This is a genomic window from Cellulosimicrobium sp. CUA-896, from assembly GCF_001942335.1.
GTDB lineage: Bacteria > Actinomycetota > Actinomycetes > Actinomycetales > Cellulomonadaceae > Cellulosimicrobium.
In genome coordinates this window covers 42531-54933 of the sequence record NZ_MKKH01000010.1, presented here as the reverse complement: position 1 = coordinate 54933, position 12403 = coordinate 42531, and the positions used below count along the sequence as shown (strand labels likewise).

The following is a 12403-nucleotide window of genomic DNA, read 5'->3' as shown; positions in this document are numbered from 1 at the left end:
CGAGCCGGTAGGGTCCTGGCGTGCCGCTGTTCGACCTGCCCCTCGCCGAGCTCGAGACCTACTCCCCCGTGATCGAGGAGCCGGACGACCTCGACGCGTTCTGGGCGTCGACGCTCGCCGAGTCGCGCGAGGCGGGCGGTGACCCGGCCGCGACGGTCCGCCTCGAGCGCGTCGACGCCGGTCTCGACCTCGTCGACGTCGACGACGTGACGTTCCCCGGCTTCGGCGGGCACCCGGTCCGGGCGTGGCTCGTGCGGCCGGCCGCAGCCGCCCGGGCGGCCGACGCCGGCGACGCGGCTCGACTCCCCGCCGTCGTGGAGTTCCTCGGGTACGGCGGCGGGCGCGGCCTGCCGCACGAGCACCTGACGTGGGCGAGCGCCGGGTTCGCGCACCTCGTGGTCGACACGCGCGGCCAGGGCAGCGGCTGGGGCACCGGGGGCGGCACCCCGGACCCGGTCGGCGCGGGGCCCGCGGCGCCCGGTTTCCTCACCCGCGGCATCGAGGACCCGCACGACCACTACTACCGTCGCGTCTACACCGACGGCGTGCGCGCCGTCGACGCCGTCCGCTCGCTGCCCGGGATCGACCCCGCCCGTGTCGCGGTGACCGGCATCAGCCAGGGCGGCGGCATCACGATCGCGGTCGCCGCCCTCGTCGGCGACGTCGCGGCGGCCATGCCCGACGTCCCGTTCCTCTCGCACTTCCGGCGCGCCGTCGACCTCACCGACCGGGACCCGTACGGAGAGGTCTGCCGCTACCTCGCGGTGCACCGCGGCGCGGAGGAGACGGTGTTCCGCACGCTGTCGTACGTCGACGTCGCCCTGCTCGCGCGGCGGGCCACCGTGCCCGCGCTCTTCTCCGTGGCGCTCCGGGACGCGACGTGCCCGCCGTCGACCGTGTACGCCGCGTACGACGCCTGGGGCGCTCGGGCGTCAGGACGTCCCGGCGCCCGTCCGGGCGGGGTCCCCGGCACGCGGGAGATCGACGTCTACCGCTTCAACGACCACGAGGGCGGGCAGGGGTACCGCTTCCCGCGCCAGCGCGCGTGGCTGCGCACGCACCTGGGCCGCTGACCGCGCGACGTCGCGCCTCGCGAGGCGGCCGGGCTCAGTGCGCGACGACGCGCGCGCCCGGCGCGGGTGCCGTCGTGCACCACACGCTGTCGCACGCGTCGGCGGCGGTCCAAGCGGCCGCGATCGCGAGCGCGTGCTGACGGCTGCGGGCGAGGGCGGCGACGGTCGGCCCCGACCCGGACACGATCGCGCCGAGCGCGTCCGCCTCGCGCGCGACGGCGAGGGTGCGCGCGAGCTCCGGGCGCAGCGCGAGCGCGGCCGCCTCGAGGTCGTTGTGCAGCGCCCGGCCCAGCCCCACGGCGTCCCCGGCGCGCAGGGCCTGCATGAGCGCCGTGTCGTCGCCGAGCTCCGGCTCGGTGCCGCCGACGGTCTCGTCGAACGCCCGGTACACCTCCGGCGTGGACAACCCCTCCGCCTGCACCGCGAACACCCAGTGGAACTCCCCCCGCGTCATCGCGGGCGTGAGCACGTCGCCGCGGCCCGTGCCGACGGCGGTGTGACCCACGAGGCCGAACGCGACGTCGGCGCCCAGCCCGGACGCGAGGCGCGCGAGCTCGGCGCGCGGCAGCCCGGTCTCCCAGAGCGTGTCGCACGCGACGAGCGCCGCCGCGGCGTCCGCGGACCCGCCGGCCATGCCGCCCGCGACGGGGACGCCCTTGACGACCTGGAGGCGCACGTCGGGATCGATCCCGACGTGCCGGGCGAGCGCCTCGGCGGCGCGCCACGCGAGGTTCGTCGCGTCGGCGGGGACGACGTCGGCCTGCAGCCCGTCGACCGTCAGCGAGGTCCCGGCGCCGGGCGGCACCTGGTGCGCGATGACCTCCTCGCTCAGCCCGACGGCCTGGAAGATCGTCACGAGCGGGTGGTAGCCGTCGTCCTGCAGCGGCCCGACCTGCAGCGAGAGGTTGACCTTGCCCGCGCCCGCACCCGCACGAACGGCTCCGGCGCGGCGGCGAGGTGGGAGCTCACGCGTCCACTGTGCCAGGTCGCGCGCCGCGGGCGCGCGGGGAGACGTCCAGGTGCTCGGCGATCCGGGCGAAGGCGGCGACGTCGAGCGTCTCCCCCCGGGCCTGCGGGTCCACGCCGGCCGCCTCGAGCGCGGCGGCGGCCGCCGTCGACGACCCGGCGACGCCCGCGAGCGCGGAGCGCAGCATCTTGCGGCGCTGGGCGAACGCCGCGTCGACGACGGCGAACACCTGCTCGCGCGACGCGGTCGTCGCGGGCGGGTCGCGCCGCTCCAGCGCGACGAGCGCCGAGTCGACGTTCGGCACGGGCCAGAACACGGCGCGGCCGATCGTGCCGGCGCGGCGCGCGGAGACGTACCAGGCGGCCTTGACGGACGGCACGCCGTACGTGCGGCTGCCGGGCTGCGCGGCGAGCCGGTCCGCGACCTCGGCCTGGACCATGACGAGCACGCGCTCCAGGGAGTCGAAGCGCTCGAGGAACGTGAGCAGCACCGGGACCGCGACGTTGTAGGGCAGGTTCGCGACGAGCGCGGTGGGAGGCTCGCCCGGCAGCGACGTCACCTCGAGCGCGTCGGCGCCGACGACCTCGAGCCGGTCGCCGACGTCCGGGACGTGCGCGGCGACCGTCGTCGGGAGGCGGCCCGCGAGCACGGGGTCGATCTCGACGGCGACGACGCTCGCCCCCGCCTCGAGCAGGCCGAGCGTCAGGGAGCCGAGACCGGGCCCGATCTCGACGACGCGCTCACCGGGCTGCACGTCGGCGGTGCGCACGATCTTGCGCACGGTGCCGCCGTCGTGCACGAAGTTCTGGCCGAGCGTCTTCGTCGGGCGCACGCCGAGGCGCCCTGCCAGGTCGCGAATCTCGGCCGGACCCAGCAGGGCGCCTCTGGTGTCGTTCATGGGGGCAGAGCCTACCGACTGCCTACCGGCTCGGTCGGCCGCTCCCCTCGAGGCTCGCTCAGAGCAGCCCGAGCTTGCGGGCGCACGCGGGCCACTGGCCCCAGCCCGACTGGGCCTGGAGCGCCTGGGCGCGCTGCGTCTGCTCGGCGGCCGAGGCCTCCGACGGCAGACCGGAGCCGCCCATCGCCTGCCAGGTGGGCAGCGAGAACTGGTACAGGCCGTAGTAGCCGTTGCCCGTGTTCGTCGCGGGGTTGCCGCCCGACTCGCACTGCGCGAGCTGGGCCCACACGCCGGGGGGCGCCGAGCCGAGGTCCGCCGGGGCGGGCGCGGCCGAGCTGCCGCTGGACGAGCCGCTCGACGAGGCGCGCGGCTGCGCCGCGGGCTCCGGCTCGGGCTCGGGCTCGGGTCGCTCCTTGGTGCCCTGGACGAGGATCTTCGACACGGGCGGGGTGGTGACGCCGTCCGAGACGAGCTCGCGGGACTCCTCCACGCCGTCGACCGTCGTGACGCGGTGGACGGTCGTGTGGACGCCCTCGACGCCCTCCTGCTTCACGACCTGCTCGAGGTCCTCGAAGCGGTTCGGGTCCTCCTCGGTGACGGTCTCGAACGGCACCGGCTCGGTCGTCGGCACCTCCTCGACCTTCACGCGCTGCACGACGAGCGAGACCTCGGCCTCGTCGTCCGCGGTCGCCGTCTCGTCGCCGGCCGCGGTCTCGTCCGCCGTGGCCGTCTCGTCGCCGGCCGTCTCCGCGGAGGCGGGGGCGGCGGCGACCGCGTCGCTCTTCGCGACGTGCACGCGGTCGAGCTCGCCGAGCTCGACGCCCTGCTGCTCGAGGATGGCGTCGATGCCGACGCTGCCGTCGGGCGCGACCTGCGTCTCGCCGTCGGCGACCACGTGCACGGGGCCGTCCACGTCGAGACGGATCGGCAGCGAGGCCCGCTCGCCCGAGCGCGACGCGACGAGGCGCACGTCGCTGCCCCGCGAGCCGAGGGTGTCCAGGGCCTCCTCCGCGTCGAGCGCGGTGAGCCAGACGGAGGTCTGCGAGCCGTCGACCTGCACGGGCACCTCGCGCCCGTACCGCACGACGACGTCGGAGCCGCCGCGCAGCGCGGCGTCCGCGTCGGGGACGACCTGGTCGCGCTCGCCGACCGCGACGCCCTGCTCCTCGAGCAGGCCCTCGACGGAGCCGGCGAAGGTCGTGACGGTGGTGATCTGGCCGTCGACGTCGAGCTCGACGGTCTTGCGCGCGTTGCCGTACGCGACGGCGCCCGTCGCGAGGAGCACGACGGCGGTGGAGCCGGCCACGAGGGGCCAGCGGCGACGGCGGCGTGCCGTCGTGGTGGCCGCGGGGCCGGCGGGGCCCTCGGCGGCGGGGTCGGTGAGGTCGAGGTTCTGGGTCTCGGCGCCCTCGGGCGCGCCGGCCGCGTGCGCGGTCCGGTGGAAGGGGTTCTTCACTCGGGTCCAGTCGTCGTCATTCCCGGGCACGGCGTGCTCGACGGCGACGTGCGCCTCCCCGGGCGCGCACCGCGGTGCACGTCACGGGTCTCGAGCGGCCGATCCGGCTGCCGGCGCCTCCTCGACACCCCTTCCCCAGGGCCCGACGGTGGCGCGTCGCCCGTGCGGCGCGGGACCGACGAGGCCCCGGGAAGGGCTCACGACGGCGCCGCTCGCGCACCAGCGACGTTCGACCGTAACCGATCCGTTATCGAAGACCAACCGTGGCGGCGCTAGGATAGTAGGTTCTGTCCGTTTTTCGACGTGAATGTCGTAGCGTTCTCCACCGCCTCTTCACCAGCGCGCACAGCGCGTGACGCCCGCGCTGCGCGCTCCCCCGCGCTCGCGAGGGTCTCGCGCAGCGCGGGCGGGTCGAGCACGGTGAGCTCCACCTCCAGGCTGAGCAAGAACCCCACGAGGTTCGCGAGCGACGCCCCTCCCGTCTCCAGGACGCACGCGTCGGGGCCGTCGTCCGTCAGCACCCCGGCCGCGGGCGTGAGGCGGGCAGCCATCGCGGCCGCAGGAGCGTGCAGGCGCACCCGTGCGGGGTGCTCCCACGCCACGGAGCCGACGCCGCGCAGGACGTGGGCGACCGCGTCACCACCGGGGACCTCGCGGGGGCCAAACCGCGGCCCGCCGGGCGTGCGCAGCCGCAGGCGGTCCATCCGGAAGGTGCGCCAGTCGTCGCGGCCGGTGTCGAACGCGAGCAGGTACCACCGGCGCCCGACGTGGACGAGACGGTGCGGCTCCACGGTGCGCACGTCCGTCCGTCCGTCGTGCGTGCGGTACTCCAGCCGGAGGCCTCGCCGGTCCCGCACGGCCGTCGCCACGTCGGCGAGGGCCTGCGGGTCGACGGACGGGCCACCGGCGGGGACGCTCACCACCGCCGTCCGCAGGGCGTCCGCGCGGGCGCGCAGCCGCGCGGGCAGCACGGCGTCGAGCTTCGTGAGGGCGCGCAGCGATGCCTCCTCGGCCCCGGCCACCGTCCCGCCGGTCGCCGCCCGCAGCGACAGGGCGACGGCCGTCGCCTCGTCGTCGTCGAGGAGGAGGGGCGGCAGCGCGGACCCGGCGCCCAGCCGGTACCCGCCGGCGGCACCGGGCGCCGACAGCACCTGGTAGCCCAGGAGCCGCAGGCGTTCGACGTCGTTGCGGACCGTGCGCGTCGTCACGCCGAGGCGGTCCGCGAGCTCGGGCCCCGACCACGCCGCGCGCGTCGGCAGCAGGGCGAGCAGCCGCAGCAAGCGGACCGAGGTGTCGAGCACCGTCTCAGTCTTCACCCGTCGCCGGCCATGCGGAACCGCACGTTCCGCGACGGCTCGTACCGTCGAGGAGACGGCCCCGCCGGGGGGCCCGCCGCCGGGACACCGCCCCGCCGGCCGACCGAGGACGAGAGGGACGACCATGCTGCGAGGGATGGCGACGCTGAACCTGTGGGCCGACGACCTGGACGCCGCCGCGGCCTGGTACGCGAGGGTGCTGGGCGTCGAGCCGTACTACGCGGTCCCGGGCGGCTACGTGGAGTTCCGCATCGGGGACCGCCTGGACGAGCTCGGGATCATCGCCCGGGCGTACTCACCGCACCCGCAGCCGGACGCCCCGGGCGGGGCGATCGTGAACTGGCACGTCGACGACGTCCGCGCAACCTTCGCCCGGTTGCTCCACCTCGGCGCGACCGAGTACGAGGGCGTCGTGGAGCGCGGGAACGGTGAGGGGTTCGTCACCGCGGCGGTCGTCGACCCGTTCGGCAACGTGCTGGGGATCATGGAGAACCCCCACTACCTCGAGATGCTCGACCGCGGGCCGCGCTGAGCACGCCGGGACGTGGCGCGGTCAGTACCAGCCTTGGCCACCGAGTGCGACCACGCCGAGCACGGCGTGCCGTAGCGGCCCTCGATGTACCCGAGGCCCCATGTGATCTGCGTGGCCGGGTTCGTGCGCCAGTCGGCCCCGGCGCTCGCCATCTTCGAGCCCGGCAGCGCCTGCGGGATCCCGTACGCGCTCGACGACGGGTTGTCCGCGTCCACGCGCCAGTTGGACTCCTTCGTCCACAGCTTGTCGAGGCACGCGAACTGGTCGTCGCCCCAGCCGCGCTGGGCGGCGAGGGAACGCCCGACGGCGCGCGCCGAGCCGGGGTCCACGGAGACCGACACGTCCATCGTGCCGATCGTGATGATCTCGTCGCGCGGCTCCGCCGTCACCGTGCGCGTCAGGACCGTGCGGGACACCTCCGCGCCGCCGAGCGTCTGCACCGCGTACGTCGTGACGGCCTCCCCGACACGACCCGTCTGCGTGACGACGCGGTGGCCCTCCGGCAGGTTCGGGTCCTCGACCTCCTGGGTCGCGAACGGCAGCACCTCGGTGACCGTCGCCGACGTCGCCGCCGCACGGCTCACGAGGACGAGCATCTCGTCGACCGCCGCGGCGTCGAGCGGCACGGAGGTGTGGTCCTCCTCGCCGAGGACGATCCCCGCGGCCTGCAGCACGCCGCGGACCGTCGACTCCGACGTCGTGATGGGCAGCACCGCACCGTCCACCGCGACGTGCACCGTCTTGAGCGTGGAGACACGGACCGGCTCGCGCCCGAGCGTCGCGGAGCGCGACACGTCCGTCACGGCACCCTCGGCGCGCGGGCCCAGGGACGCGAGGAGCTCCCCGACCGTCCGCGCCGTCGTCGCGACGGTCTGCTCCTGGCCGTCGATCTCCACGACGAGCTCGCGGCTCGTGCGGACCAGGATCGTGCCGCCGTCGTGCGCGGCCTCCGCGAGACCCGGCTCGACGAGGTCCTGCGGCGCGACGGCCACGTCCTGGTAGTCGAGCACCTCCGCCACCGTGCGGCCGTAGGCGGACACGTCGTGCAGCTCGCCGTCGAGGTCCAGCGTGACGCTCTTGTGCAGCGTCGCGAAGGCGCCGGTCGTCCCCACGATCCCGACGACGACGACCCCCTGGGCCACGAGCCGCAGCGCGCGGCGACGCCTCGTCCCGTCAGGTGCGAGCACGCGTGTCGTCCCTCCTGAGCGGGCGGATCGGCGCCCGGGAAGCACCGGGCACGACGTCGAGGTCGGCGCCGACCTGCGGCGCACGGACCTGACCGTAGCGGAACGGCGATCCCGGACGAAACCACCCAGCCGTCCCCCGGACGGAATTCACCACGGCCCGTAGACCTCGACCGACGTCGCGGCGACGCGCGCGCACACGACGTCGAGCGGCGTGCCGGTCGCCTCGGCGACCGCGCGCACGGTCGCCGGCAGCACGTACGGCGCGTTGGGACGGCCCCGGAACGGGTGCGGCGTGAGGTAGGGCGCGTCGGTCTCGACGAGGACCTGGCCGAGCGGGACCTCGCGCAGCGCCGCGCGCAGCTCGTCGTTCGCCCGGAACGTCACCGGGCCGGCGAACGACAGGTACCAGCCCTGCGCGGCGCAGAAGCGCGCCATCGCCGCGTCGCCGGAGTAGCAGTGGAAGACCGTGCGCTCCGGCGCGCCGTCGCGCGCGAGCACGTCGAGCACCTCCGCGTGCGCGTCGCGGTCGTGGATCTGCAGGGCGAGCCCGAGCTCCTTGGCGAGCGCGACGTGCGCGCGGAACGCCTCGCGCTGGACCTCCGCGCCCCGCGGTCCCGTGCGGAACAGGTCCATGCCCGTCTCCCCGATCGCGCGCACCCGGTCGCCGGCACGCGCGACGGCCGCGACCTCGACGACCGCGTCGTCGAGCGACGTCGCGTGGTGGGGCTGCGGCTCGGGCTCGAGCCCGTCCGGACCCACCTCGCGCACGCCGCCGTGCAGGACGGCCTCGTTCGGGTGGATCGCGACCGCACCGAGCAGCCGGCCCACCGCGGCGTCGTCCGGACGCCCTCCCCAGGCCGCGGCGTCACCGCGCAGCAGGGCGTCCGTCCACCGCACGGCCGGCAGGTCGCACCCCACCTGGACCACGCGGTCCACGCCGACCGCGGCCGCGCGCGCGAGGTGCTCCGCCACCGTCGGGACGGGATCGCCGTCCCGCAGGACGTCCGCGATCGAGTCGAGGTGCGTGTGGTTGTCCACCACCGGGACGGCAGCGGCTCCGGGTCGGGCGGCCACCCGCGCTCGCGCTGCTTCGCCACCGTCAGGCCGACTCGCGCAGGCGCTCGAGCTCCTCCTCGACGATCGAGTCGTCGAGCTTGGTGAACACCGGCGACGGCTTGCCCACCGGCGTGCCGGGCACCACCGGGCGCGGCTCCCACGCCGGGAGCGTGCCGCCCTCGCCGCGCCGGTAGTCGCCCGTGATGACCGGGTAGTGCCGCGAGTCGTCGTCGAGGTCCGTGACCTCCTCGATGCGCGGCTGCGGCGCGATCGTGCCCGTGCCCCCGAAGGCCTCGTGCACCTGCTGCGCCGAGTGCGGCAGGAACGGCGACAGGATCGTGTTGAGGTCGCTCACCGCCTGCGTGACGGTGTGCAGCACCGTCGCGAGCCGGTCCGGGTCCGTCTTGAGCTTCCACGGCTCGGTGTCCGAGACGTACTTGTTCACCTCGCCGACCGTCTTCATCGCCTCCGCGACGGCGGCGCGCTGGCGGTGCGTCGCGATGAGCTCGCCCACGCGGCCGAACGCCGTCGTCGTCGTCGCGAGCAGGCCCTCGTCGACCGGCTGCCGCTCCGTGGGTGCGGGGATCTCGCCGAAGTTCTTGTGCACGAGGTTCGCCGTGCGGTTCACGAGGTTGCCCCAGCCCGCGACGAGCTCGTCGTTGGTGCGGCGCTGGAAGTCCGCCCACGTGAAGTCGACGTCCTGGTTCTCCGGCCCCGCCGCCGCGACGTAGTAGCGGAACGCGTCCGGCTGGTAGCGCGCGAGCATGTCGCGCACGTAGATCACGACGCCGCGCGAGGACGAGAACTTCTGCCCCTCCACGTTGAGGAACTCGCTCGAGACCACCTCCGTCGGCAGCTGGAGGTTCCCGTACGCGCCCGGCGTGCCGCCCTTGCTGCCCCGACCGTCGTAAGCCAGCAGCTCCGCCGGCCAGATCTGGGAGTGGAACGTGATGTTGTCCTTGCCCATGAAGTAGTACGACCGCGCGTCGGGGTCGTTCCAGTACGCGCGCCACGCCTCCGGGTCGCCCGTGCGGCGCGCCCACTCGATCGACGCCGACAGGTAGCCGATCACCGCGTCGAACCACACGTACAGACGCTTGCTCGAGTTCTGCTCCCAGCCGTCCAGCGGCACCGGGATGCCCCAGTCGATGTCGCGCGTCATCGCGCGCGGGCGCACGTCGTCGAGCAGGTTCAGCGAGAACTTCAGCACGTTCGGGCGCCACTCCGTGCGCGTGCGCAGCCAGTCCCCCAGCGCGTCCACGAACGCCGGCAGGTCCAGGAAGAAGTGGTCCGACTCGACGAACTTCGGCGTCTCGCCGTTGATGCGGCTCTTCGGGTTGATCAGGTCGATCGCGTCGAGCTGGTTGCCGCAGTTGTCGCACTGGTCGCCGCGCGCGCCGTCGTACCCGCAGATCGGGCACGTGCCCTCGATGTAGCGGTCCGGCAGCGTACGGCCCGTCGACGGCGAGATCGCGCCCATGGTCGTCTGCTCGACCATGTACCCGTTCTTGTGCACCGTGCGGAACATCTCCTGCACCACGGCGTAGTGGTTGCGCGTCGTCGTCCGCGTGAACAGGTCGTAGGACAGGCCGAGCTGGTGGAGATCCTCGACGATCACCCGGTTGTACCGGTCCGCCAGCGCCTGCGGGCTCACGCCCTCCTTGTCGGCCTGCACGAGGATCGGCGTCCCGTGCTCGTCCGTCCCCGAGACCATCAGCACGTCGTGACCCGCCATCCGCATGTGCCGGCTGAAGACGTCCGACGGGACACCGAAACCTGCGACGTGACCGATGTGGCGCGGGCCGTTCGCGTACGGCCACGCCACGGCCGAGAGGATGTGGGTCATGGGGCCCGATCCTAGTGGTCCGCTGTCCCGGGGCGTCGTCCGTCTCGCCGTGGTGGGGGTGCGGTGGTCGGGGTGCGGTGGTCGGGGTGCGACGGTCGCGTCCGGGCGTCCCGGGGTGGGAGGCGGCGGGCCTACCATCCGCCCGCTCGTACCTCGCGGGCTCCCGCCAGGCCCGCCACGGCCCGCCGCCTCCCACCCGTCCCGCCCTCGGCGGTCGGGTCGCCTGGTGCCGTCGCTCCCGTACGACGACGTCCCGCACCCGGCCCGGACGCGTCACCGGCGAGGCGGCGCGAGGGCGAGGTGTGGGACGAGCGGGCCGGAGTCGAGGGGCGCGCGGATCGTCACGCCGCGGCACGGTGCGGGACGAGCGGGCCGGAGCCGAGGGGCGCGCGGGTCGTGGCGAGCCTGGCGGGAGCCGCGAGGGACGAGCGGCGGATGGAAGACCCGCGCGCCCCTCGGTGCAGGACCGCGGGCCCAGCCCGCGCACCTCACCCGGCGGAACGGCTCAGTACCAGTTGTTCGCCTGCGAGTGCGCCCAGGCGCTGCACGGGGTGCCGTACGAGCCGGCGATGTAGTCCAGGCCCCACGCGATCTGGGTCGCGGGGTTGGTCGCCCAGTCGGCGCCCTTGCTCGCCATCTTCGAGCCCGGGAGGGACTGCGGGATGCCGTAGGCGCTCGACGTCGGGTTGTCGGCGTTCACGCGCCAGTTGGACTCCTTGGTCCACAGCTTGTCGAGGCACGCGAACTGGTCGCCGCCCCAGCCGCGCTCGGAGGCCATGAGGCGGCCGAGCGCGCGCGGGTCCTTCGGGCGCTCCTTGGTGCCCTTGACGACGACGTGGTCGACGGGCGCGGTGGTGACGTCCTCGGAGACGACCTCGCGCGACTCCTCGACGCCGTCGACCAGGGTGACGTCGAACACGGTGGTGGTGACGCCGTCGGCGCCCTGCTGCTCGACGACGGCCGGGTCGTCGCTGTACCGGTTGCCGTCCGCCTTCTCCACGGTCTCGTGCGGGACGGGCGCCGTCGTCTCCTGACGCTCGACGGTGACGCGCTGCACGACGAGGGAGACGGCGGGGTCGGCGGCCTCGTCGCGCTGCACGCTGACGCGGTCGAGCTCGCCGAGCTCGACGCCGCGGTCGGCGAGGAGCCGCTCCACGCCGACGCTGCCGTCGGGCGCCACGGTCGTCTCGCCGTCCGCGACGACGTTGACGGGGCCGTCCGCGTCGAGCTGGAGGTCGAGGGAGGCGCGCTCGCCGGAGCGGGACGCGACGAGGCGCACGTCGCCGCCGCGCTCGGCGAGGGTCCGCAGCGCCTCGTCGGCGTCGAGGGCGGTGAGCCAGACGTCGTCCTGCTCGCCGTCGGCCTGGACGGTGACCTGCTTGCCGAGGCGCACGACGACGTCCGCGCCCTCGCGCAGGGCGGCGTCGGGCTCGGGGGCGACGAGGTCTCGGTCGTCGACCTCGACGCCGGCGGCGTCGAGCGCGCCCTGCACGGAGCCGGCGGTGGTGGTGACGGTCGTGACGGTGCCGTCGACGTCGAGGGTCACGGTCTTGCTGGCCTGACCGTAGGCGACGGCGCCCGTGCCGGTGGCGACCGCGGCGACGGTGGCGGCGACGAGGACGACCGACCGGCGGCGCGACGCACGGCGACCGGCGCGGGCGGCGGCACGGGTGGGCGTCGCGGCCTCGGCGGTCACGAGGGCGTCCGGGGCGTTCTCGGCAGGAGTTCCGGCCGCGGGCGCGGCCGAGCGGAAGAAGTTGCGCACAGTGGTCCAAGTCGATCGGGGGGTTCCCGGCACGGCGGTCGACGGGCGCACGCGCACCGGCGCCTCTTGGGCGCTCTCTCGTCGTCCGGCCGATCCGGCCGTTCCACGGCGCCGCTCCACCGCCGTTCGGGCTGCTCCCGGGCGGACATGGCGCCTCGTCTCGGGGCGGGATCGCTACACCGGGCCAGGGCGCTCACCGCGCGAGACACTCGACCGTAACCGATTCGTTATCGAGGGCCAAACCGCGGCGCTGCGGGCACACGGTCTTCACGAGGGCTCCTCCGACCCCTCCCGCCGCGGCCGACGG

The 12403-nt window shown here is 75.0% G+C and carries 9 protein-coding genes and 1 pseudogene; 2 read left to right on the top strand and 8 right to left on the bottom strand.

Going from position 1 to position 12403, the window contains the following annotated elements:
• The first annotated feature begins 20 nt into the window (after positions 1-20).
• Complete coding sequence (locus tag BJF88_RS04420) at positions 21-1073, top strand: acetylxylan esterase (RefSeq protein ID WP_075827913.1); 1053 nt, start codon at positions 21-23, stop codon at positions 1071-1073.
• A 34-nt stretch (positions 1074-1107) separates the two neighbouring features.
• Here BJF88_RS04420 and BJF88_RS04415 read toward each other — a convergent pair whose 3' ends face one another.
• The 4 genes from BJF88_RS04415 to BJF88_RS04400 form a co-directional block, all read right to left on the bottom strand.
• Complete coding sequence (locus tag BJF88_RS04415) at positions 1108-1971, bottom strand: 4-(cytidine 5'-diphospho)-2-C-methyl-D-erythritol kinase (RefSeq protein WP_255371751.1); 864 nt, start codon at positions 1969-1971, stop codon at positions 1108-1110.
• 67 nt (positions 1972-2038) lie between these two features.
• A complete protein-coding gene (rsmA, locus tag BJF88_RS04410; RefSeq protein WP_075827911.1) occupies positions 2039-2938 on the bottom strand; it encodes a 16S rRNA (adenine(1518)-N(6)/adenine(1519)-N(6))-dimethyltransferase RsmA in 900 nt (299 codons plus the stop codon).
• 58 nt (positions 2939-2996) lie between these two features.
• Positions 2997-4424, bottom strand: coding sequence for a resuscitation-promoting factor (locus BJF88_RS22710; protein ID WP_304441355.1), 1428 nt, complete (start codon positions 4422-4424; stop codon positions 2997-2999).
• A 242-nt stretch (positions 4425-4666) separates the two neighbouring features.
• Positions 4667-5695, bottom strand: coding sequence for a YafY family protein (locus tag BJF88_RS04400; protein ID WP_075827933.1), 1029 nt, complete (start codon positions 5693-5695; stop codon positions 4667-4669).
• 151 nt (positions 5696-5846) lie between these two features.
• Here BJF88_RS04400 and BJF88_RS04395 point away from each other — a divergent pair, with 151 nt between their 5' ends.
• Positions 5847-6242 carry a VOC family protein gene (locus BJF88_RS04395; protein ID WP_255371746.1) on the top strand — a complete coding sequence of 132 codons (396 nt, stop codon included), beginning with the start codon at positions 5847-5849 and terminating at the stop codon, positions 6240-6242.
• Here the strand turns inward: BJF88_RS04395 and BJF88_RS04390 are convergent.
• The 4 genes and pseudogenes from BJF88_RS04390 to BJF88_RS04375 form a co-directional block, all read right to left on the bottom strand.
• A complete protein-coding gene (locus tag BJF88_RS04390) occupies positions 6209-7429 on the bottom strand; it encodes a ubiquitin-like domain-containing protein (RefSeq protein ID WP_075827909.1) in 1221 nt (406 codons plus the stop codon). The genes BJF88_RS04395 and BJF88_RS04390 overlap by 34 nt on opposite strands.
• 147 nt (positions 7430-7576) lie before the next feature.
• Positions 7577-8526, bottom strand: a pseudogene (locus BJF88_RS04385) (TatD family hydrolase).
• A gap of 2 nt (positions 8527-8528) precedes the next feature.
• Positions 8529-10331 (bottom strand): methionine--tRNA ligase, encoded by a 1803-nt coding sequence (gene metG, locus BJF88_RS04380; RefSeq protein ID WP_075827908.1) that lies wholly within the window; start codon positions 10329-10331, stop codon positions 8529-8531.
• Positions 10332-10836: 505 nt separating this feature from the next.
• Positions 10837-12096, bottom strand: coding sequence for a ubiquitin-like domain-containing protein (locus BJF88_RS04375; RefSeq protein ID WP_083648851.1), 1260 nt, complete (start codon positions 12094-12096; stop codon positions 10837-10839).
• Positions 12097-12403 lie beyond the last annotated feature (307 nt).

Excerpts from the sequence above, each read along its gene's own strand:
- rsmA (WP_075827911.1), bottom strand. The coding sequence starts at position 2,938 with ATGAACGACACCAGAGGCGCCCTGCTGGGTCCGGCCGAGATTCGCGAC.
- BJF88_RS04395 (WP_255371746.1), top strand. The coding sequence starts at position 5,847 with ATGGCGACGCTGAACCTGTGGGCCGACGACCTGGACGCCGCCGCGGCC.
- metG (WP_075827908.1), bottom strand. The coding sequence starts at position 10,331 with ATGACCCACATCCTCTCGGCCGTGGCGTGGCCGTACGCGAACGGCCCG.